Consider the following 23,697-nt stretch of genomic DNA (forward strand, 5'->3'; position numbering starts at 1 on the left):
AACCCAGTAAGAATGTAACTGTTTGCCCTGATAGTAAGTCATATTTGTATACCTGATAAGTTTGTTTAATTATTTTATCCTCTATTTATGAAATATTCTTGTTCCCTGCTTCTTTCTTTTGTTGCGTTGAGCAGTTACGCCCAGAATAAGCTGGAAGCCACTGGTAATGCGGGTATTGGTACTACTTCGCCAACTGAAAAGCTGGAAATTTACTCCGCTGGTTTGTCAAACATAAAACTGACGCATTCTTCCGACGTTTTAGATGTGGTAGGCGCCCTCAAGTTTAATATGGCCGGTTTCGACCTGGGAAAACTCGAAGTAGAGAGAACTGACGCTTCAGGAAGGATGTCCGCTATGAAGTTTTTTGTAAGAGGCAGTGGTGGTGAATTTGAAGCGATGAGGATTGCAAATAATGGATTTGTTGGGATTGGAGAAACCTCACCGTCTGCCAGGCTGCATGTTGATGGTTCGCCTGGAACTGTATTTGCCAGATTTACACAAACTGATGTTTCAGCGCTGGATGGCGCACTGAGTTTTATGAATGGCACTGGTAGCGCGGGGAATTATATTCCTGTTATCAACGGAGGGGGTTATATCCCAGGTCGTTCGTTGGGTCTTTATCTTATAGCTGATGTGGAGGATGTACTTCCGGCTTCTGATATTGCCTATGGCGGAATAATACTTGACAGCAGAAGTAAAACAGGGGCGAAGCTGACAACCAGTAATATCCTGGCGGTTAACAGCGCAGGCGTAAACCTCATGTTGGTAAAAGCCAACGGCAGCGTAGCCATTGGAACTACAGATACCAAAGGCTATAAGCTCGCAGTGAATGGCAGCGGCATCTTTACAAAAGTCGTCGTGAAATCCTATGCCAATTGGCCTGATTTCGTTTTCCATGCAGATTATAAACTGCCAGCCCTGTCTGAAGTAGAACAGTTTGTTGTAAAGAACCAACATCTCCCCGGCATTCCATCTGCCAGCGAAGTGGAGAAAAACGGAGTAGATGTAGGAGAGATGAACAAACAGTTATTGCAGAAAGTTGAGGAGCAAATGTTGTATATTATAGAGATGAATAAGCAACTGCTATCCCTTACCAAAGAAGTAGCAGTGCTTAAAGAAAAGATCGCCACGAAATAACCCCTGTATTCGCCATGAAAGCTATTTATCAACTGACCTTACTGTTATTTTCCTGCTTGTGTACAGCACAAGCCCAGGACAGCCTGTTGCAAAAAGCCAACGCTATTCCGGGTAAGTACCTGTCGCAGGTAAAACAGAAGTCAGATAAAATGGAGCGCCAGATCACCCAGCGCAGCGAAAAAGCCCTGAGCCGGTTCATGAAACAGGAGGAGAAGCTCAAACGCAGATTGGGGCGCATCGATTCCCTGAAAGCCAATAATCTTTTTGCCCATTCGATCGATTCTCTCGGAAGCCTGAAGTCCCGTATGAAAGGCAAGCTTGGGAAGTACTCCGGTGCTTTAACCCAATCCGGCGGTCCTTATCTTGATAGCCTTAGCAATTCATTGTCCTTTCTGAAAGACTCCAAAGGGTTACTGGAAAAATCAAAAGGTGTTACCGATAAATTGAATGGCTCGTTAAAGTCGGTCGATAACCTGAAAGACAAACTGGCCCAGGCAGAACAGATCAAAGCGTATATCCGTGAGCGTAAACAATTGCTGAAAGATCAGTTGAGTCAGTATACCGGCTTCACCAAAGATCTGCAGAAGCTGAATAAAGAAGCCTACTATTATGCGCAGCAACTGAAAGAGTATAAAGAGGTTTTTAAAGATAAAAAGAAAGCAGAGCAAAAAGCGATGGAAGTGATTAAGAAGATCCCCGCTTTCAATGACTTCATGCAGAAGCATTCTCAGCTCGCCAGCCTGTTTAATATACAAGGCGCTACTGCATCAGCCGCCAACCTCGAAGGACTGCAAACGCGCAACCAGGTGGAACAGCTCATCCAGCAGCGTTTAGGCAGCGGTCCTAATGCCAGTGCCGCCGTAAGCCAGCAGATGGCCGAAGCCCGCAGCAAATTCGATGAACTGAAAAGTAAGTTCCCTGATCTTGATAATGCCGCAGAGATGCCGGATTTCAAGCCAAAGGAAATGAAAACAAAAAGCTTCCTGCAACGATTGGAATTCGGAAGCAACATCCAGTTCCAGCGCAGCAATAAATTCTTCCCCACTACCGGCGACCTCGCCGGACAAGCCGCCTATAAGTTTCATAAAAACGGAAGCGCTGGTCTTGGGCTTTCTTACAAACTGGGCATGGGCACCGGCTTTGACAATATCCATTTCTCCGGTCAGGGTATGGGCATCCGCTCGTTCATCGACTGGAAACTGAAAGGCACCTTTTTCCTGAATGGCGGCTATGAGCAGAATTATCAGCCGGATTATGCCGGCGTACCGGAAGGAGTAGGGCAGAAGTGGACCCAGAGCGGGTTGATTGGTATTAGCAAGAAGTACAAAATCAATAGTAAGCTGAAGGGGAATATGATGGTGTTGTTTGATTTTTTGTATAACCAGCATGTGCCGCGGACGGACCCTGTGAAGGTGAGGCTGGGGTATAATTTTTAAATCCGCATATGCTATTTATTGAGGGTAGTTATTTTAAAACCTATACTTAGCTTATTAAACAGTGAAATACCGGTTTAATAAGCATGTCAACCAAGATTAACACAATATGCCTAGCAATTTCTGTCAAAAAGTAAGATGTCTTTCAATCTTTCTTTCTATGTTCCCTTTATTTCTGAGCGCCCAGAATAATTATCTTAATACAAAAAATGTTATACTGCCTTCCCCTAATGTGGCAGCTATACAACGATATGGAAACTGGCCGCTAGGTAGTTTCACCGGAACTGCACCTGTCAGCATTCCTTTATTTGAAATTAAATCCGGAGAATTATCCTTGCCAGTTTCACTGTCTTACAGTTCAGGAGGGATCAGGGTCAATGATGTTGGTTCAGAGGTAGGAATAGGATGGTCTATAAACGCAGGTGGCGTGATCAATAGAACTATGATGGGGGGACAGGTGGATGATAATTTAAGTGATGGATTCTGGGCCCGGTATCCGATAACATTTGTTCCAGACAACCCGTATATGGAATATGATAAGGTGAACCTTTATAGTTTAGGAAAGCTGGATGCACAGCCAGATCTTTTCAGTTATAACGTATCGGGTATAAGCGGTAAATTTGTTTTTGATTACCAGAAAAATGTTTATCCAATTCCTTATTCAAGTAATTTGATAACTCCTATAATTCAGACTAATTATAGAAATTCGTATACAGGTATTACTGTAGGTAATGCGATTATCGGGTTTAATCTTACAGACGAAAATGGTACTCAATACCAGTTTCTGACACCTGAATTGTCTGTAACTACGCCATATACCTATATCAATGATGAATTCAGCCCCCAGCCCGCTGATGATTTTACTCATGTATCTGAAAGTTATATATTCAATTGGCATCTGACCAATATTATAAGTGCCAGTAAGAAAGATACCATCAGTTTTGTATATGAAACTGCCGATACCTATTACTGGACTTCTGGTTCGAGTGACATTCATTCCTCTAAACAACTAGCCGGTAATCTTTCACCGAAACTTACACCGTATAAAAGCAGGACCAACTTTAAAAATCAGATCGAATCACAGCGTATAAAGTTTATAAAGTTCAATGGTGGTTATCTGCAATTCTATGGAAATACCGACCGTAAAGATATGCAGCAAGGAAAATGTTTAGACAGTATTGTTCTTTATAACGTGAAGAATAATAAGGTAAAGTCATACAATTTTGAATACCGGTATTTGTATAAAACCTTTTTATATAAAGATGCTGAAGTGCCCGGAACCGCTGCCAAAGAGGAACTGAGGTTAATGTTACATAGTGTTAAGGAAACTGGTGGAAGTGGTAGCTCTTTACCCCCTTATCTTTTCGACTATGAGCATTCAATAGGGTTGCCTTCGCGATTGATGTCCGGTGGAGATACGTGGGGATTTGCCAATGGGAAAAGTTATAAAGGGATTGGCGACATTATTCCTGGCAGAAGCTTTGATGCATTTATGGGATATCAAAAGGATTTGACACTTTTGAAAAAGCCGGATTTTAATTATGCGATCCAGGCTGTTCTTACAAATATTCAATATCCTACTGGTGGCAGTACAACTTTTGTGTATGAGCCTCACTTCAGTGAATCTATATCAACAACTGAGCCTGTTGAGGTATGTGATGGTAACATTAACACTAATTTTACCGGAGTACAGTTTGCACCTCTTATTCCCAATGATCCAGATGCTCTGGCACCACGTGAATTTCATGTTTCTGTTAATAGTTCTGCTGTAGAAGTTGTCACTTCACTTGATGCCAGGTATAGTAATTTTCCACCGTATTACTACATCGAAATAAGAGATAGTGCCACTAATAATCTCATTTATACCTATCGGAATAGCTCATTATTTTGTGATAGTTATTCGCAATATCCCTACCCAACGTGCACAAAAAATTTGATATTGAATAAAGGAACATATTATGTGTATCCTAAAAATACTGGCCAGACTTACCCAGGAAGCGCGGATGATATTTTTTGCAATATGAAGATTGCGCCTTTTAATTGTCATACGGAGTATATCACAACAGTAGACAATGTTGCAGCTGGTGGAATAAGACTTAAAAGTGTAACAGACATCGATTCCGTATCAGGAAACACAGTGGTGAGGGATTATGAATATAGTAATGGTGTAAGACCTCCATGGAACGGAAATTATTATTTTGAGAAGTACGCTGATTTTCTCTATACTGATTTATCCGGGCAAAACGATGGCTACTCAAATGAACAGGAGAAGGTAATCTCTTCCAGTAGTCTTTATCCCATTATTGATATGATGGGTGGCGTAATTGGATATGGCACAGTAAAGGAAACACAACGCAATCTTACAACTGGTACTACTAACGGGTATACGATTACCTCCTTTGATAATAATATTGACGATTCCCCCGGTGGAGAAAATTATAAGTTCATACCTTATCCACCTTTTACAGGTAATAGTTGGACCTATGGGAGATTACTAGGAAAATCTGTATATAAAATTCAGGGAACAGGAACATCCCTGGTATCAGATGAGAAGAGAAGTTATTCTGCCTTAAAACGTAATAGAAAAGCTTATGGAGAGGCATTTTTTGCATCCAGGTATTTGGTGCCAGGCAGCTCTTATCCATTTTGGAGCAATGCTCATCATGAATACCAGTTACAGGAATATTTCAGGCATGCCACTTTTAACTATACATCCGGATATAGCACACTTGATAGTGTTGTTGTGAAAACATATGATGATAATGGCAGTGTAAATATTGTTAAGGAACAATACGATTATGATACCACTACCACTTTACTGAAGCAAACAAAGAAGAACGACAGCAAAGGTGAAATGATTATTACCAATATTCTGAGAGCGTCTGATTATGGGAACCTGACAGCTACAGATGCGACAACTGCCGGTGTTAAGTTATTGCAGCAAAGGCATGTATATGCACCAGAAATAGAGTTTAGCAGTTATAAGGCAAATTCGGATGGTACCAATGCACGGTTGCTATCCTCTTATTTCTCTTCATTTCGTTCAGATTTACCTCTAAAGGATAAGGTTTACAGTTTACAAAGCAATGTGCCGATAACTGATTTTGTAGCATCAAGGAATCTTACAGGAGCTGTTACCAAAGATTCCCGCTATACAGAACGTATTTCTTTCAACAAATATGATGTCAGGGGAAATCTGACAGAGCAGCAAAAAACAAATGATGTTAAGGAAGCTTATTTATGGGGATATGGAGGAATGTATCCTGTGGCCAGGGTGATCGGGGCGGAGTACGATACGGTGAAACAGTATGTTAATCAAAGTATTCTCGATAATCCTACTGACGATGTCCAATTACGTGCAGAACTGGCAGATCTGAGAATAAAACTTCCAGGAGCAATGGTAACTACATATACTTATAGCCTGTTGAAAGGAATGACATCTGAAACAGATCCTTCTGGTAAAACAATCTTTTATGAGTATGATGGTTTTGGAAGACTTAGGCTTATAAAAGACCAGAACGGAAAGATATTGAAACAGTTTGATTATCGATACAAACAAACGAATTAACTAAGCTAATTGCAGACACCTAAAGTAATTATATGTCTTATCTGTCGCCCCGTATTTTAAAAATAACCTATTGTATATTGTTGCTTTTAATCGCAGTCAACGTACAAGCCCAAACCCCCGGAGGAACACAATTGCCAACAGCCATCCCTGTTGCAATTCCCTCGGCCTATACCAGTTCGGCAATCAACTACCTCCGCACCTGGGAACCTGCAACACCAACCACTGATACTGCCTATGTGGCATCATCCAGTCGGTCGGTGGCGGAGGTAAGGCAAACAACCACCTATGTAGACGGACTTGGCAGACCATTACAAACCGTATCAAAAGCAATGAGCTTTGGTGGTAACGATATTGTGTCTCCCGTAGTTTATGATCAATTTGGAAGAGAACAGACTAAATATTTGCCTTATGTTCCGCAAGGCGTAAAAGATGGCAAGTTTAAAACAGATCCCTTTAACGCGCAAAAGAGTTTCTACCAAACACAGGTGCCCGGCGCCAGTGGAGAAAATGTGTATTATAGTCGTGTTGATTATGAGGCATCACCTCTGAACCGGGTATTGAAATCCTATGCTCCAGGTAACAGCTGGGCAAAGAATGATCCTTCAACGGTTGAAAGGGGAGGGAATCACCCGGTGGAAAGTCAATACCTGATAAATGCTGTGACGGATTCGGTGCGTATCTGGGATTTTGTAGCCGGAGCTATTATCCCAACCAGCGTAACGGGGCGCATGTATGCAGCCGGTCAGCTGTATAAGAACATATCAATCGATGAAGCAAATAACCAGGTAGTTGAGTACAAGGATAAAGAAGGGAAAGTTCTTCTTAAAAAAGTACAACTGGGTGCAAATCCGGGTACTGGCCACATGGGCTGGCTATGTACCTATTATGCATATGATGACCTGGGAAATCTGCGTTTTGTAATTCCTCCTAAGGCAGTGGAAGCTATTATCAGTAACTGGACAATCAGCACCGCTATCGCAGCTGAACTCTGTTTTATCTACCGGTACGATGGGCGTAACCGCATGATCGTAAAAAAAGTACCCGGCGCTGATTCAACAGAAATGGTGTATGATGTACGCGACAGATTGGCTTTCTCCCGGGATGGCAATATGAAGGGCAAAAGTTGGCTGGTTACTTTTTATGATGGACTGAACCGGCCTACGATGACTGCCCTTTACAATGTAGCTACTGACCGGGCTACATTGCAAAGTACTATGAATACGGCAACCAGCAATACACAAAGCCTGTCGTATGACTTCCCCGGAACAGCCGACCTGGTATTGGCATCTCATAATGGAAGTAGTTCCTATGTGGCCACCAACAGTATCACACTTACCGATGGTTTTGATACCGGAACGGGCGTGGAAGTGACTGCAGAAATTAATGCCTCGGCTCTTAATGGCAATGCAAATGTTACGGTTACCAATCCGCTGCCGAACATACCCATGAGTGCACTAATACCGCTAACTTATACCTTTTACGAGAATTACGGATTTGCAGGCAAGCAAAACTACGCCAGTACCGATATCACTAAACCGCAAGCCGGTAGCAACTTAAATGCAGAGGCATTACCTGCCGTGGCCAGCACTATGATAAAAGGGCTGGTTACCGGCACCAAAGTAAGAGTGCTGGGTTCCGATCAATGGTTGACAACCACCAACTATTACAACGACAAGGGACGGCTGATCCAGACATTATCAGATAATCTCAGCGGAGGACAAGACGTAGCCACTAACCTGTATGATTTTAACGGGAAGTTATTAAGCACCTATCTCCGCCATAGGAATCAGCGCTGCGGCACCATTCCACAAACCGAGGTGTTAACGATGTTGGCATACGATGCCGGTGGCCGTCTGCTTAACATTAAAAAGCGGTTGAATAATGATGTGAACCAGGAAAAAACAATAGCTGTAAATGAATATGATGAATTAGGTCAGCTAAAGAAGAAACGTTTGGGCGTAACAAGTACCACACAGCTGGAAACGTTGAACTATGAATATAATATCCGCGGCTGGCTGAAGGGAATTAATAAAGACTTTATTTCCACAGCAGGAAGTACTTCTAATTGGTTTGGGCAGGACCTGAGTTATGACTATGGCTTTACCACCTCCCAGTATAACGGCAATATATCCGGAGCCAGATGGAAAAGCCGCAGCAATGGCATTGCCCGTGCTTATGGATATAATTATGATAAAGCCAGTCGTCTGACGGGAGGACAGTTTACCCAACAGAACACAGGTAGTACCAACTGGACGGATAACCTTGCTAATTTCTCGGTAAGCGGCTTGTCCTATGATGCCAATGGTAATATTTTATCCATGAACCAGAAAGGATTGAACGGTACAGTTGTACAAACTATTGACAGCTTAAAGTATGGTTATCTTACAGGTAGTAATAAATTATCCTTCGTAACAGACAGGACAAATAACACACAAAGTCAGTTGGGTGATTTTAAGGAGATCAATAACAATGAAACAGCGGATTATACTTATGATGTTAACGGCAATCTTACTAAAGATGCCAATAAAAATATAGCCGCTATTCGTTATAATTACCTCAATCTGCCTGATAGTATAGCTATTACCGGTAAGGGCGTCATTAAGTATCAATACGATGCTGCTGGTAATAAACTGAAGAAGACGGTTACAGACAACACAGTAACTCCGGCTAAAATCACTACCACAGACTATATAGGTAGTTTTGTGTATCAGAATGACACCTTGCAGTTTTTAGGTCATGAGGAAGGACGTGTACGTGCTGTTTTTCAACCCGGTCAGCCTTTTGCGTTTAAGTACGATTACTTTGTAAAGGATCATCTCGGAAATGTACGGATGGTGCTCACAGAACAAACAGATTTCTCAATGTATGCTGCAACAATGGAAACGTCCGCAGCCGCAACTGAAACAGCTTTGTTTAGCAATATTGATAATACCCGTTCGGCTAAACCAGTAGGGTACCCATCAGATGAGAGTGCCGGTAATAACGCATCTGTGTCGAAGCTGACAGCCGCCAATGGAGGCAAAAAGATAGGTCCCTCCCTTGTACTACGGGTGATGGCAGGGGATACAATCCAGATAGGAGCCAAAGCTTTCTATAAATCCACAGGACCTCAAAATAAGAATACCCCAACTGCACCTGCGGAAAGCATGCTGGAGGATCTGGTACAGGTATTTAATGGAGGCGCCTCCATAGATGCCACCCACGGGATGGCTTCGTATGAACAGGCAACGCCGTTTAACAGCAGCTTCTACAATAATGATTACCAGCGTCTGAAAGAAAAGGAGCCCGATCAGCAAAACATTGACAGACCCAAAGCGTATCTTAATTTTGTTTTGTTCGATGATCAGTTTAAATTAGTGGATGGGAACAGCGGAGTTAAGCAAGTAAAAGCAGAACCAGATCAATTACAGACATTGACCCAGGATAAAATGGTGGTGGAGAAGAGTGGGTTTCTGTATGTTTACACAAGTAATGAAAGCCCGCAGGATGTGTTTTTTGATAATGTAGTAGTGGCGCAGGCAAGTGGACCGTTGCTGGAGGAGACGCATTATTATCCATTTGGTCTCACCATGAGTGGGATAAGTTCCAATGCATTAAAAGGTGCGAATTATCCGGAGAATAGGAAGAAGTATAATGGTATAGAGTTTACAGATGATCTGGATCTTGATATATATGATGCTCAATTGCGAAATCTTGATCCACAGATAGGACGATGGAATCAGATAGATCCAAAGATAGAGAATATGGAAGCATGGTCGCCGTATGTATCGAACTATGATAATCCCATCAGATATAACGACTTTTTAGGGGATGAGCCGGAAGGAGGACCAGGTGATCCAATTAAACAGGTTGGACTTGTTACAGGTAGGGAGTATAACCTTACCGCTCCAACTGGTATTGGATCTGCACTCAAATTTGCAGGGCAATATGCCTTAGGTACAGTAACTGAATTTGTAGCAGGCGTAAATCAAAATTTAAATCCAGTTTATTTTGCTGGAAATGGAGCGCAAGCACTGTTTACGGGTAAAGATCTTCAGACTGGCCAACCTATGAATAAGGCTGATGCAACGATTAGTATTTTGTCCTCTATTCCTGTAGGTAAGGCTTTTCAAATGTTAGGAAAATTATCAGGGGCTGCCGAGGGAATGGTTATGAGGACAACGGGTCAGGCAGCGGAACAAGCGACTAAATTAAATTTGGGAGCATATAATGATGCTCTTGGCTTGGCGAAAACATCTGGAGGGGACTTTGCTAAAGCAGCTGAAGCGACCAGGACATTTGCAGGAGATATTAACAAGAGTTTTGTAAAGAATCTCAAATCGGAAGGTATCGTTACCAAGCAAGGCTTAAAGCAATACCAGGGCCAGTTAATAAAGGCAATTGATACATTTAAATCCAGAGAGAAAGATTACTCCGTTCAACAAGCACGTTTGGAAACGATTAATAAAGTATTAAAGCTATGGTAAGTACAGATTTGATTTTAAAATTTGAAAATACAACAGAGGAGCCTTTGTTGATTATTATAGATCCACCTTGTACAGATTATAAATTAGAGCCTGGACAAAGTTTGAAATTAAAAATAGTTGACTATAAAAGTTGCGAGGATGATGTTAGTAATATCATTGATGTTAGATATTCTACTCAGAATGCAATTAATATTGATATTAACTATAGTTTTAGATTAGTTGTTGTTATTAATAATGAAGAGGAAGTAATATGGGGCTTTTAATGTAGGTAATAATTAAGGTAGTCCAAACGTCATAAAACAGAGAGCCGCAGGTAATCACTTGCGGCTTTTATATTTTATGCTTTTAATTTTTTAGCAGTAGTGGTGAGTTGGGCTTCTTTTAAGAAAGCATCGACCACCCGTAGTATGGTATTACGGTCTTCTTCTGAAATTTTATCCAGCAGCTCCAGGCGATAGAGCATTTTTTTATCTTTCACTAAAAAGGTAGTGTTACCCACCAAATAATCCAGGCTAACGTCCAGCGCGTCCGCAATTTTTGCGGCTACTTCCACAGATGGCGTAATCTCATTACGCTCATAACGGCCAATGATAGCACCGGAGGTGCCTACCGCCCTACCGAGTTCGTCCCGGTTAAGATCCTTCTCTTTACGCAGTTGTACTATTTTATTACCTAAATCCATACCTAATAAGTGATGAAAATGCCTGATTGATCGGCGTTTTAGTAAAATTAGTTTATTGATAGGTGAAAAACAACAATGAAAAGTTTGTTTTTTAATTTACCTATCCATTATCTTTGTCACCAATAGGTGAAGAAAAAATATTTTTTATGGCTAAGATCAATATCGATAATCAGGATGCCATTACTTACCAAACGGAGGGAACTAGGGTTTACAATCCTGGGAGGTATCCGGTTGGATGGTTTAGACCGGATGCGGGTAACGTTGAAGGTGGAAGTATTGAACCGTAAGTTCAATCACTATCTTGACCATCCTGATATTGCGGGTCTTGCCATCCGTCAGAATCTTGATCTTTATAACCATCACCAGGAGGAAAAGCTATCCAGGTTAATAGCCGACCGGCTGGAAGTGGGCAGTAGTCCAGTAGTACAGGCGCTGGGGGAAATCACCGATCAGTTGGAAGGCTACCGCCTGCAACAGATCGAGGCCCGGAAGCAGGAACAGGTAAAGCCGCTGAAAGTGCTAACAGAAGCTGAACAGGGCCAAAAAGATAACAAACCATTTAGTGGAATAGCAGTGATTAAGTTTGACAACGGAAAAGTTTCAAATTCAATTCATTTTAAGAATGGAATTCCTGATGGAAAATGGACAGCCTATGGATACCAGGGAGAAATAGTACAAGAAGGAAAATATACACCAATTCCTATCGATAACTCAAACGAGTTATTTGAAAATATTAAGAGAATTAGTGTTTTATTTTTTTAAGGAAGGAGAATTTAAAACCAATGACATACTTGTAGTTTTGAAAAATGAGAATAAATCATCTAATAGTTCAGATAAATTGCGAGCAGAAGTGCTGAAGTACTTAAATTTACGTCATAAGAATATTCTTCAAAATGCCAAACTGGACAGCATAATTTTTGTAAAACATGAATTGGAGGTTGGCAATTAGGAGTTAGAGGGGCTTTATCCGCCGTTGTCGATTGTCGCAGAAACAGTTCGAATTGGCATTCGTTTAGATTGCAGCAATCTGGAAAGTGATTTTTCTACAACAGAGCTCTCAAATAAACTTAAATCTAAAGAAGCCGCAAGTTGAATGCTTGCGGCTTCTTTAGATTCTCATCACCCCTTCCCCGCAGGGTCCTGCCTGAATATCTTCACCAGCATCCCATACAACTCCGGGTGCTTCTCCGCCAATAAATCCGGTCTTTCAAAAAAGTACTCCGATATCACCGCAAAAAACTCCGCTTCATTCATCGCGCCATAAGGATTGATATCCGTATGCCCTTCTGAAATCTCCTGGATCGTTTGATGCACCAGTTTCATCCATGGGATGCTATAGCTGTGATCCAGTAGTTTACTTGGGAAGCCGTCAATCACACCATCGGTTTTATCCAGGAGGTGTACAAATTCATGGATGGCGGTATTATTTTTATCGGTAACATTGGAGAAGCCTTCCCGCAGCGCGGAGCGGGAAAGGATCATCTGTCCGTTCAGTGTGCCGCTGCCCACCATGCCGAGGATGTTACGTCGATTCCCTTCATACTGGTAAGTTTCGTCGAAAGTATCGGGGTAGAGGATTACGTTGGTAAGATTGAAATATTCCCAGTCTTTGAATCCGAAGATGGGGATGATGGCGCTGGCGGCTACCAGCACGCGGTCCAGCGGTTCCACTTCGGTGCCTACGCCTTCTATGCTGGTTCTTTTGAGGAAGCGTTGCAGCATGCCTTCAAAGCGGGTTTTTTCTGTGGGTTGCAGCTGCTGGTAGTAGCGTACATGTTCTTCTAACAACGACTGGTACCCTTCAGGCACCGCCGTTTTCTTCCCTTTCCTGCGGCCGTACATATTTTGAAAGTACAGGAACAGGATGAGTCCTATCATTATCAATCCGAATAAAACCATGTCTGTAGTTATTTTCTGTATGCTTTAAACTCTGAACCTTTCTTCCATGCAGGGAAACTGCTTTCATTGCTGAGGTGGTAGCCTACGTCAAATAAGAGGCGGATATCTTCTACCATGCCGTCCATGTTCCAGGTGGCGGCATTAAATTCATCGGCAGGGGAGTGGTAACGTAAGCGGTTATACGCAGCTGTCTGTTCCTTTCCCCAGCCGGTTTCATGGCCGATGGCATCGTTGCCGGGGCCGATATACAATCCCGGCACGCCCTTTTTGGCGAAGTTGAAATGGTCGGAGCGGAAAAACCAGCCACCTTCAGGATTGGCTTCAGGCACGGTGACGCGGCCTTGTTTTGAGGTCCCCCCATTTGTCGGGTCAGTGTGAGATAGAGAAAGCCGGGCTATCTAAAGATACAAAACTGATGGGAAAAAGATGTCTTTTCTGATGCCGTTGGTTTATATTCTACTGCCGCAAAAGACGTCTTTTTATCATCAGGATTTATTTTTATTTCTACCATCTCAATATTCGTTCTGTTTGCAATTGGCTACAAACTGAGCAGGTGTTAGCTCGTTTAATGAGCTATGTGGTCTAAAGGTATTATACTCTTGTACCCAGTTGCTAATTTTCTCATAGGCATCATCCAAGGATAAGAACCAGTTTACGTTTAAGCACTCATCCCTGAATGAACCGTTGAAGGATTCTATGAATGGGTTGTCTGTAGGTTTACCTGGTCTAGAATAGTCCAGCACAACCTTGTTTTCATATGCCCATCGATCAAAATCCTTCGAGATAAATTCACTTCCATTATCGACTTGTATCCGTTTTGGGACGGTGCCATTCTCCCGCTTAAGAGTTTCCAGAGCCTCCACTACATCTATCCCCTTGATGGATTTCCCGACCCGGATCGCATGGCAGTAGCGACTAAAATTATCGACTATAGTTAACGACCTGAATTTACGTCCGTCGAAGAGAGCATCGGCTACGAAATCCATGCTCCAACATTGGTGTAAATTAGTGATATTGGGTCTTTCCAGACGGTGTGCCGCTGATTTATTCCTTCGTGGTCTTTTGCTGCGTAGGTTAAGCCCTTCTTCTTTGTAGATCCTATGAATCCTTTTATGATTGTCCTTAAACCCCTCTCTGCGTAACAGTATGTAAATCCGCCACATCCCATATCTGACCCTCGCCTCTGAAATCTCGCGCATTCGTTGGCGAAGGTGCCGATCTTCTCGGCGGCGCGAACGGTAATGCCAATTGGACCAGGGCATGCAAACTACGCGGCAGGCTCTTCGAAGGGATACCTGGTAGTCGGCAGTTAAATGGGTTACCAACTGCCGTAGTTGACGGGTTTTCAAAGATTTTTTTTTAGCACATCCTGCAACATCTGTTTGTCCAGGCTTAAATCTGCGACAATCTGCTTCAGCTTCGCATTTTCGTCCTGAAGTTGCTTCAGTTGCCTTAGCTCACTCATTCCAAGTCCTCCATACTTTTTCTTCCAGTTGTAAAAAGTAGCTTCGCTGACACCCATTTGCCGGCATACTTCTTGGACCTTTACACCACTGTCCGCCTGCTTAAGCGCAAACACAATCTGGCTTTCGGTAAATTTTGTTTTTTTCATGAGCAATTTTTCATGTTTAAATTATGAATTATTGCCCGATTTCTCTACTTTTCAATGGCCCGATTTATTGGGAGGAGGTCAGTTTCCGGGCGGCGCGCAGCGCGTATTCGTCCAGCTCCGATTGGCCAAAACCTATCACCGTGATGTCGCGGGTACGGCCAAACGTATTGAGTACATCCAAATTGATATCTGCTACGGTCTTCTCCATCGGGAACACGGGATGCGCGGCGTAGTATTCCGATCCCAGCAGCCCTTGTTCTTCGCCGGTAACGGAAAGGAACAGGAGGGAGCGGGCCGGGCGCTGTGGCAGCCTGGTGAAGGCTGTGGCCAGTTCCAGCAGTCCTGCGGTGCCGGTGGCATTATCTACGGCGCCGTTGTAGATAGAGTCGCCTTTAACGGGCTCGCCTATACCAAAATGATCCCAGTGGGCCGAATATACTACACATTCCTGCGGGCGTTTGGCGCCCGGTAATACGGCCAGCACATTATGCGAGGTGGATTTTTTAATAGTATTATTGATAACGAGAGATGTTTGCAGGTGGAGGTCTACCGGCTTGAAACCTTTTGTCCTGGCCTGCTGCATAATATCAGGTGTTAGGCCGGCCAGCTGGAAGATCTTCCTGGCGGCATCCAGTGTGATCCATCCTTCCAGCGCTGTACGATGCATATTGTTATTGGCGGTTTGCAGGTGCAGCTTGGAGTTTGACCAGCCGCTGCGCACTACCTTCCAGGGATAGCTGGCGGCGGCGGTTTCATGGATGATGATTACGCCGGCAGCGCCTTGCCTCGATGCCTCTTCAAATTTATAGGTCCAGCGGCCGTAGTAGGTCATGATGCGGCCTTTAAACAGCGTGCTGTCGGCAAAGCCGGGGTCGTTGATCATTACAATCACCGTCTTTCCTTTTACATCCAGCCCTTTATAGTCATTCCAGTTATATTCCGGCGCTACAATGCCATAGCCGGCAAATACCAGTTCGCTGGTGGGAATGGTTACCTGCTCCTGCACGCGGCGGGTGGCGGCCACAAAGTCTTCGAGGTATTGCAGCGATACTTCACCTCCCGCACCTTTTATTACCAGGTTGCCGGCGGGCTTGGAACTGATAGATACCATCGGCACTTCCTGGAAATAGCTGTTGCCATTACCGGGCTTTAACCCCAGCTGCTTAAACTGCGCCGCCAGGTATTGAATGGAGCTGTCTTCCCCGCGGGTAAAGGGCTTACGGCCCTCAAAGGCGTCGGATGCAAGTACGCTGATGTGCCGTGCAAAATCTGCCGGGTTAATAGCTTTGATGGCCGTTGAATCCTGCGCTTTCAGCCCGGTACCGGGGAAAAGCGCTGCAAGCGCCAGTATGATAGGTACTTTCAATGTTTTACGGTTTATTCAGGGCAAAAATTAGCGGACTTAAGCTAGAATTCCAAAAAATAGGTGAGGTGATAATATGCGGATATTTTTTAAATTTCGGTAGAAGATGAGTTTTTTCGGTTAAAATCTGCGTAGTATTGATTAATTACAGCAGCGTGCTATCGGGCCTCCACGGCTATTTTTGTTGACATAAAAAAGATAGGAAAAAATGGCAGCAATTAACTGGCAAGGCGTATTTCCCGCACTGCTCACCCCTTTTACTGCGGATGATCATATTGATTATGAGATGTTCGACAAAAACCTGCAGGCACAGATCGATGCAGGCGTTAATGGTATTATCCTCGGCGGCTCGCTGGGAGAAGCCAGTAGTTTACTGAACGAAGAAAAGTATGCGCTCGTAAAACACGCAGTGGCTTTTCTGGCTGGTAAAGTACCGGTAGTGATGAATATTGCAGAGCAAACTACTGCTGCAGGTATCGCCTGCGCGAAAGCCGCAGAGGAAGCCGGTGCAGCAGGACTGATGCTCCTGCCTCCCATGCGCTATAAGGCAGACGACCGCGAAACAGTGGCCTACTTTCTCGCCATTGCAGGCAGCACTTCTTTGCCAATTATGATCTACAACAACCCGGTGGATTATAAGATCCTCGTTACATTGGATATGTTTGAAGAATTGTCGAAAGCGCCCAACATCCAGGCCGTGAAAGAATCTACCCGCGATACCACCAACGTAACCCGCATGATCAACCGCTTTGGCGATCGTTTCAGTATCCTCTGCGGCGTGGATACGCTGGCGCTGGAATGCCTGGTACTGGGTTCCAATGGTTGGGTAGCTGGGTTGGTAGATGCCTTCCCCCGCGAAACAGTTGCCATCTATCGCCTCGTGAAAGCCGGCCGCATCGCGGAAGCACTGGCCATCTACCGCTGGTTTATGCCACTACTGGAACTGGACATCGATCCTAAACTGGTGCAATATATTAAACTGGCAGCCACTGCTACAGGTATCGGCACTAAGAATGTACGCGCACCACGACTCATACCACAGGGCGCCGACCTGGCCTACGCGGAAAACGTAATAGCAACAGCACTGGCTGTACGCCCGCAACTACCGGATTACTTAAAACTCCCTGCATGATAACAGGCAAAAATATTATCGGCTTCACGACGGCTGCTACGGGAACGGATACACTTCGTGCATACGATCCCGTTAGCAATGCCGCCCTGCCGGAAATGTTCGCAACAGCAACAACAGAAGAAGTAAACCTGGCAGTGGAAAAAGCCGCTACGGCTTTTAAAACATACCGCCACACTTCCCCGGAACAACGGGCCGTATTCCTCGAAGCCATCGCAACGGAAATACTGGCTATCGGCGATCCGCTGCTGGAAAGGGCTGTATCGGAATCCGGGCTCCCGCTGGCCCGCATTACCGGTGAACGTATGCGTACGGTAAACCAGCTTCGCCTCTTCGCAGCAGTGCTGCGCGAAGGCTCCTGGGTAGAGGCCATCATCGATCCGGCCCAACCGGAACGTACGCCGCTACCGCGGGCGGATATCCGAAAAATGCTGGTGCCATTGGGCCCCGTACTTGTATTTCCTGCCAGCAATTTCCCGCTGGCATTCTCTACTGCCGGAGGCGATACCGCATCCGCACTGGCTGCCGGTAACCCCGTTATTGTCAAAGCCCATGAATCTCATTTAGGCACCAACGAACTGGTGGCTTTCGCTATACAGAAAGCAGCCCAATCCTGCGGTATGCCCGATGGCGTATTTTCCAGCCTGAATGGCCCGGGCGCATTGCTGGGACAACAACTCGTAAAACATCCCGGTATTAAAGCCATCGGCTTCACAGGCTCCTTCAAGGCAGGCACCGCTATCTTTGATGCAGTGAACCAAAGGGCCGAGCCTATCCCCGTATACGCGGAAATGGGCAGCATTAACCCCGTACTGCTGTTACCCGGCAAACTGGCGGAATCCGCGCAACAAACAGCGCAACAGTATGCGCAATCTATCACACTGGGCACAGGGCAGTTCTGCACCAACCCCGGTCTCCTGGTAGCACTGGCCGGCGATGCCACAGAACAATTCGTGGTGGCATTGCAAAAGGAGTTAGCTGCCATCAACGCCGGAACCATGCTCAATCCCGGTATCTGTTATCACTATTATGAAAACAGGGACCAGCTGTCGCGCCGCAAAGGAGTGCAAACCCTGTATGCCGGCAAGCCGGAAAAAGACGCTACCAAAGGCTCTCCGGCGCTCTACCGCGTAGCGGCGCAGGATTTTATAGCCAATGAAGAACTGCAACAGGAAGTGTTTGGCCCCGCGTCATTACTGGTAGTATGTAAAGATGCTACGGAACTGACAAAGTTGTTATTACATTTACACGGTCAGCTAACCGGTACTGTAATGGCTACGCCTACGGACTTGTTAGCATATGAAGAAGCCGTGGAAACCCTGTGCCAGAAAGTAGGCCGCGTTATTTTAAATAATGTGCCTACCGGCGTGGAACCCGGTTACGCCATGCATCACGGTGGCCCGTTCCCTGCTACCACGGATATACGAAGTACCTCTGTGGGCGCATCGGCGATCATTCGTTTTGCACGACCGCTATGTTTCCAGGACTGGCCACAGCAGCTGCTTCCGGATGCCCTGAAAGATGAGAATCCCTTAGGTATCTGGAGAAAAATAGATGGTCAGCTGACAAAGGACACCGTTAGTCGTTAAAATATTAAATGCTTATGTCCACCAAGACTTTTTTTTGTATAGATGCGCATACCTGCGGCAACCCGGTTCGACTGGTTGCCGGCGGCGGCCCGGTGTTGAAGGGTAACAACATGATGGAAAAACGACTGCATTTCCTGCAGGAGTTCGACTGGATCCGTAAAGGGCTCATGTTTGAGCCCCGTGGCCATGATATGATGAGCGGCAGTATCCTGTATCCACCCACTGATGAAGCAAACGATACAGGCGTATTATATATTGAAACCAGCGGCTGCCTGCCCATGTGCGGCCATGGTACCATCGGTACCGTTACCATCGCCATTGAACAAGGCCTGATCATCCCGAAAGTCCCCGGCCAGCTGCGACTGGAAACACCAGCAGGACTGGTACTGGTCAGCTACGTACAGGAAGGAAAGAAAGTGAAATCCGTAAAGCTCACCAACGTAAAATCTTTTCTCGCTGCAGAAAATCTGGAAGTAATGTGCCCCGATCTCGGCATGCTGAAAGTAGATGTGGCCTATGGCGGTAACTTCTACGCAATAGTAGATCCGCAGGAAAACTTCGAAGGACTGGAAAATCATACTGCGGATCAACTGGTATCCTGGAGCCGGGAACTACGGAAAAGACTAAACGAAAATTATTCCTTTGTGCATCCGGAGAATGAGCACATCAAAGGATTAAGCCATATTCTCTGGACCGGCGCCACCATTAGCCCGGAGGCAACCGCGCGCAATGCCGTGTTTTACGGCGATAAAGCCATCGACCGCTCACCCTGCGGCACCGGCACATCCGCAAGGATGGCACAGTGGCACGCCAAAGGGAAACTGAAAGCAGGCGACCGCTTTATCCATGAAAGCATCATCGGCTCACAATTCACCGGCACCATTGAAGCAGAAACCACCATCGGCGGCAAACCCGCTATTGTACCGGGCATCGAAGGCTGGGCAATGGTAACCGGCTATAACACTATTATACTGGATGACGACGACCCGTATGTACACGGATTCCAGGTGATCTAACTTATTAAAACATGAAAGCAATCGTCATCGGTGGTGGAATTATTGGTCTTTGTACCGCTTATTACCTGAACGAAAGCGGTTGGGATGTAACTGTACTCGATAAAGGAGATTTCAGTAACAACTGCTCCTATGGAAACATGGGCATGATTGTTCCAAGTCATTTTGTACCACTGGCTGCACCAGGTATCATCTCACAGGGAATCAGGTGGATGTTTAGCAGCAAAAGCCCGTTTTATGTAAAACCTTCGCTCAATAAACAACTCATCGGCTGGGGGCTTAAATTCATGAAAAGCGCTACCGCAAAGCATGTGGAAGCTTCCGCGCAGCCGCTGCGGGATATTAATTTGCTCAGCCGCTCTTTGTATACATCGCTGGCAGAACAGCCCGGGTTTAACTTCGGACTGGAACGGAAAGGCATTATCATGTATTATAAAACAGCAGCCGTTGCGGAAGAAGAAGCACACCTCGCAGCCCAGGCCAATAGCATGGGACTGGACGCTGTAGTGCTGGATAAAGCCGCCCTGCAGGCGCTGGAGCCACAGGTACAGCTGGATGTACTGGGCGGCGTGCATTATCGTTGCGACAGCCATCTCTATCCCAACGACCTGATGCAGCAACTGAAACAATACCTGGAACAAAAACAGGTGCAGTTCCTGCCGCATCGCGAAGTAACAAAGATCAGAACCAATGGCAATAAAGTAACAGCGGTAATAACCGGGCAGGAAACCCATACTGCAGACGTGTTTGTATTGGCAACCGGCTCCTGGAGCCCTGCTGTAGCACATCTGGCAGGTGAACGGCTGCCCATGATGCCCGGCAAGGGATATTCCGTTACCCTGGAGGCGCCATCCGTAAACTTAAATATTCCGGCCATCCTTTGCGAGGCAAGGGTGGCACTAACGCCAATGGGTAATCGTTTGCGTTATGGCGGCACTATGGAAGTAGCGCCGGTGAACGACCAGGTAAATATGAACCGTGTGGCGGGGATCGTGGATTCTGTGAACCGTTATTTTACAAATCTCCCTATACAAATACCCGACAAAAATCAGGTATGGAGCGGTTGCCGCCCCTGTTCGCCGGATGGCCTGCCTTATATCGGTTACGCGCCCTCCCATACAAATCTGCTGATGGGTACGGGGCATGCTATGATGGGCCTCAGCCTGGGACCCGCTACAGGCAAGCTGTTGGCGGAACTGGCCAATAATGCCAATACCAGTATGGATATTGCCGCATTTTCTCCCGCAAGATATCGTTAGCTAACAGCTAATAGTTATATTTGTTCCATGCAAACAGATATCGGAAAAAAAGCAGCAGGCGAAAAAGCCGCTGAGTATATTAAGCCTGGTATGACCGTTGGTTTGGGTACCGGGAGCACCGCATATTACACTATTCTGCGTATAGGCGAGTTAGTTAGGGCCGGTCTTGAAATAAAGGCAGTCGCTACTTCTGCACAGTCGGAGCAGCTGGCTGTTGAACAGCAGATCCCCCTGGTGGATTTTGAAAAAATTGAAAAGATAGATATTGATATAGATGGGGCAGATGAAGCCGATGCCCAGTTGCAACTGATCAAAGGAGGCGGCGGCGCATTGCTGCGGGAAAAAATTATAGCAGCAGCATCCAAAGAAATGCTGGTGGTGATAGACGAAAAAAAATTCGTGAAGCACCTGGGCAAATTTCCTTTACCGGTAGAAGTAGCCACGTTTGGATGGGAGCTTACCTTCAAACAACTGGCAGCGCTGGGAGCCCATCCCGCGCTGCGTTTAAAGGATAATAACCGCTTTGTAACAGATAACGGTAATTATATCCTCGATTGTCATTACCAGAAAATACACAATGCGGCCGCGCTGCATACACAGCTGAATAACATTCCCGGCGTAGTGGAAAATGGTTTATTTCTCCACTACGCCAGCCGGCTCATCATCGGTAACGCAGATGGCACCGTCAGGGAGATCACGCATCCTTATCAAGCAAAGACGTCTTTTTAGTATCCCGCGAAGTGGCGTATACCAGCAGCGAAATAAAGATGCAGATGGTTACATACCAATAGTACAGCGGTTCATACCCAATTTTTTTGAAGTACAGCGCAATAGGTTCTGCCGTGCCGCCAAAAAGCGCCACCGTAATGGCATAGGGAAATCCAACACCCAATGCCCGCACCTCTGCGGGGAACATTTCCGCTTTCACCACGGCATTGATGGAAGTATACCCGCTTACGATCAGCAGCGCCATTAAAATAAGCCAGAAGGCCGTCCATTCGGAGGCCGCATGGCTAATCCCCGTAAGAATAGGAACGGTGAACAGCGTTCCTAACACTCCAAAGCCGATCAGTAAAGGCTTCCGGCCATAGATATCTGAAATCCAGCCGAAAAGCGGTTGCAAAACCGCGAAAATAAGCATGAGGAAAAAGGTGAGGGTAGTAGCGTGTTCTATTGTAAGATGAACGGTGTTTACCAGGAACTTCTGCATATAAGTGGTGTAAGTATAGAAGGCCAGGGTACCGCCCATCGTTAAGCCTACCACTGTCATCACTGCCCGCGGATGCTTTTTAAACAGCAGCTTCAGGGAGCCTTTATCTTTTGTTGCTTTTATTTTTTCGAAAGAAGTTGATTCCTGCATATGCCGGCGCAGGTACAGCGCAAAAAATGCCAGCGCGGCCCCGATCACAAACGGAATACGCCATCCCCATTCGTGCAGCTGCTCAGGTGTAAGGAATACCTTTTGCAGCAACATCTGCACGCCAAGCGCTACGAGTTGCCCGCCTATGAGCGTTACATACTGGAAACTGGAATAAAAGCCCCGCAGGTCCTTTGTGGCTACTTCACTGAGATAAGTAGCGGAAGTGCCGTATTCACCGCCTACGCTGAGGCCCTGTAACAGGCGCGCTATCAGCAGCAGTGCGGGCGCCGCCAGGCCAATGCTGTTATAGGAGGGGGTAAATGCAATCAGCAGGGAGCCCAGCGACATCAGGAGCACCGACAGCGTCATAGAGGCTTTACGCCCCTGTTTATCGGCAATGCGGCCAAACATCCAGCCGCCGATAGGCCGCATCAGGAAACCCACCGCAAATATGGCCGCCGTATTAAGCAGCTGGGCGGTATAACTGCCCTTCGGAAAAAAGACCGGCGCAAAATAAAGGGAAAACGTGGCGTAAATGTACCAATCGTACCATTCTACGAGGTTGCCGGCAGACCCGGTTAATATGGCTTTAATTCGCCATGCGTCAGGATGTTTCATATAGAATGCGAAAATATATTTTAATACGGAATTATGAGCCAGGAGGCCATGGTGGCGAAGAAAAAGTTGAAAAAAAATTAGGGTTGTATTCTGGAAAACACCTATCTTCGTATTGCTTCTTAAGGATAATGTATTGCAATTCTGTTGGTAGATCACCTCTCACATTCAGCTTTTTCTTACAGTCTTTCTTCTAGTTGCCCAGGTAGCCGCCTGCTGTAATAATAATGGCGAGAACACGTTCACAATTAAATATTAAATATAATGCAAACAGGTGTAGTAAAATTTTTTAATGAAGCTAAAGGTTTTGGATTCATTAAAATCGAAGGTTCAGGACAAGAAATTTTTGTTCACGTATCTGGTATCAAAGAAAGCATCGGCGAAAATGACCGCGTAGTTTTTGACGTGGAAGAAGGTAGAAAAGGCCCGAATGCTGTTAACGTAAGACTGGCATAATTTATTTTATAATAGTTCGTTATAAACCGCGCTGGCTTTGCCAGGGCGGTTTTTTTTATGCATAAACTTTTACGCATAAAACAGGAATGAACAGCCCCGTTCTTGTTCATTTTGTT

At 45.4% G+C, this 23,697-nt stretch carries 18 protein-coding genes; 12 read left to right on the forward strand and 6 right to left on the reverse strand.

All coding sequences use genetic code 11. The features are described 5' to 3' along the window. The first annotated feature begins 87 nt into the window (after positions 1-87). The 5 genes from QFZ48_RS22225 (at position 88) to QFZ48_RS22245 (ending at position 10,867) form a co-directional block, all read left to right on the forward strand. Positions 88-1,137: a hypothetical protein gene (locus tag QFZ48_RS22225; protein WP_429063669.1), complete on the forward strand. Its 1,050-nt coding sequence runs from the start codon at positions 88-90 to the stop codon at positions 1,135-1,137. 14 nt (positions 1,138-1,151) lie between these two features. Continuing rightward, complete coding sequence (locus QFZ48_RS22230) at positions 1,152-2,573, forward strand: hypothetical protein (protein ID WP_429063671.1); 1,422 nt, start codon at positions 1,152-1,154, stop codon at positions 2,571-2,573. 157 nt (positions 2,574-2,730) lie between these two features. Beyond that, positions 2,731-6,138, forward strand: a complete 3,408-nt coding sequence (locus QFZ48_RS22235) for a hypothetical protein (RefSeq protein ID WP_429063672.1) — start codon at positions 2,731-2,733, stop codon at positions 6,136-6,138. Positions 6,139-6,215: 77 nt separating this feature from the next. Continuing rightward, positions 6,216-10,604: a DUF6443 domain-containing protein gene (locus QFZ48_RS22240; protein WP_429063674.1), complete on the forward strand. Its 4,389-nt coding sequence runs from the start codon at positions 6,216-6,218 to the stop codon at positions 10,602-10,604. Continuing rightward, a complete protein-coding gene (locus QFZ48_RS22245) occupies positions 10,598-10,867 on the forward strand; it encodes a hypothetical protein (protein ID WP_429063676.1) in 270 nt (89 codons plus the stop codon). Before QFZ48_RS22240 ends, QFZ48_RS22245 begins: the two co-directional genes overlap by 7 nt. A 74-nt stretch (positions 10,868-10,941) precedes the next feature. On the opposite strand, the gene QFZ48_RS22250 is transcribed toward QFZ48_RS22245, so the two are convergent. Further along, on the reverse strand, positions 10,942-11,286 hold the full coding sequence (locus QFZ48_RS22250) for a helix-turn-helix domain-containing protein (RefSeq protein ID WP_429063678.1): 345 nt from the start codon (positions 11,284-11,286) through the stop codon (positions 10,942-10,944). A 174-nt stretch (positions 11,287-11,460) separates the two neighbouring features. Here QFZ48_RS22250 and QFZ48_RS22255 point away from each other — a divergent pair, with 174 nt between their 5' ends. Then, complete coding sequence (locus QFZ48_RS22255; protein WP_429063680.1) at positions 11,461-12,048, forward strand: hypothetical protein; 588 nt, start codon at positions 11,461-11,463, stop codon at positions 12,046-12,048. 357 nt (positions 12,049-12,405) lie between these two features. Here the strand turns inward: QFZ48_RS22255 and QFZ48_RS22260 are convergent, their stop codons facing one another. The 4 genes from QFZ48_RS22260 to QFZ48_RS22275 form a co-directional block, all read right to left on the reverse strand. Next, entirely contained in the window at positions 12,406-13,164 is a 759-nt protein-coding gene (locus tag QFZ48_RS22260; RefSeq protein WP_429063682.1) for a zinc-dependent peptidase, read from the reverse strand. A 29-nt stretch (positions 13,165-13,193) separates the two neighbouring features. Then, entirely contained in the window at positions 13,194-13,583 is a 390-nt protein-coding gene (locus QFZ48_RS22265; RefSeq protein WP_429065527.1) for a M28 family peptidase, read from the reverse strand. 114 nt (positions 13,584-13,697) lie between these two features. Then, positions 13,698-14,797 (reverse strand): IS3 family transposase gene (locus tag QFZ48_RS22270; RefSeq protein WP_394349268.1). Its coding sequence is split into 2 segments (ribosomal slippage): positions 13,698-14,542 and positions 14,542-14,797, totalling 1,101 coding nucleotides; the frame shifts between segments, so codons are not numbered across the junction. 64 nt (positions 14,798-14,861) lie between these two features. Continuing rightward, a complete protein-coding gene (locus QFZ48_RS22275) occupies positions 14,862-16,163 on the reverse strand; it encodes a M28 family metallopeptidase (RefSeq protein ID WP_429063684.1) in 1,302 nt (433 codons plus the stop codon). 205 nt (positions 16,164-16,368) lie between these two features. On the opposite strand from QFZ48_RS22275, the gene QFZ48_RS22280 reads away from it, so the two are divergent. The 5 genes from QFZ48_RS22280 to rpiA are packed head-to-tail and all read left to right on the forward strand — an operon-like array spanning position 16,369 to position 21,879. After that, the gene (locus QFZ48_RS22280; RefSeq protein WP_429049580.1) at positions 16,369-17,292 is read left to right on the forward strand and encodes a dihydrodipicolinate synthase family protein; all 924 of its coding nucleotides are present in this window, start codon (positions 16,369-16,371) and stop codon (positions 17,290-17,292) included. Then, positions 17,289-18,878, forward strand: a complete 1,590-nt coding sequence (locus tag QFZ48_RS22285; RefSeq protein WP_429049577.1) for an aldehyde dehydrogenase (NADP(+)) — start codon at positions 17,289-17,291, stop codon at positions 18,876-18,878. The genes QFZ48_RS22280 and QFZ48_RS22285 overlap by 4 nt, the downstream gene beginning before the upstream one ends. A 14-nt stretch (positions 18,879-18,892) precedes the next feature. After that, on the forward strand, positions 18,893-19,894 hold the full coding sequence (locus QFZ48_RS22290) for a 4-hydroxyproline epimerase (protein ID WP_429049575.1): 1,002 nt from the start codon (positions 18,893-18,895) through the stop codon (positions 19,892-19,894). Positions 19,895-19,905: 11 nt separating this feature from the next. Then, positions 19,906-21,150, forward strand: coding sequence for an NAD(P)/FAD-dependent oxidoreductase (locus QFZ48_RS22295; RefSeq protein WP_429063686.1), 1,245 nt, complete (start codon positions 19,906-19,908; stop codon positions 21,148-21,150). A gap of 27 nt (positions 21,151-21,177) precedes the next feature. Beyond that, positions 21,178-21,879: a ribose-5-phosphate isomerase RpiA gene (gene rpiA / locus QFZ48_RS22300; RefSeq protein WP_429063688.1), complete on the forward strand. Its 702-nt coding sequence runs from the start codon at positions 21,178-21,180 to the stop codon at positions 21,877-21,879. Here rpiA and QFZ48_RS22305 read toward each other — a convergent pair. Further along, complete coding sequence (locus QFZ48_RS22305) at positions 21,845-23,128, reverse strand: MFS transporter (protein ID WP_370907438.1); 1,284 nt, start codon at positions 23,126-23,128, stop codon at positions 21,845-21,847. The genes rpiA and QFZ48_RS22305 overlap by 35 nt on opposite strands. Positions 23,129-23,389: 261 nt before the next feature. Between QFZ48_RS22305 and QFZ48_RS22310 the strand changes: the two genes are divergently transcribed. Further along, positions 23,390-23,581, forward strand: a complete 192-nt coding sequence (locus QFZ48_RS22310) for a cold-shock protein (protein ID WP_079472790.1) — start codon at positions 23,390-23,392, stop codon at positions 23,579-23,581. Positions 23,582-23,697 lie beyond the last annotated feature (116 nt).

Origin of the sequence: Chitinophaga sp. W2I13 (assembly GCF_050434005.1) — a bacterium.
GTDB lineage: Bacteria > Bacteroidota > Bacteroidia > Chitinophagales > Chitinophagaceae > Chitinophaga.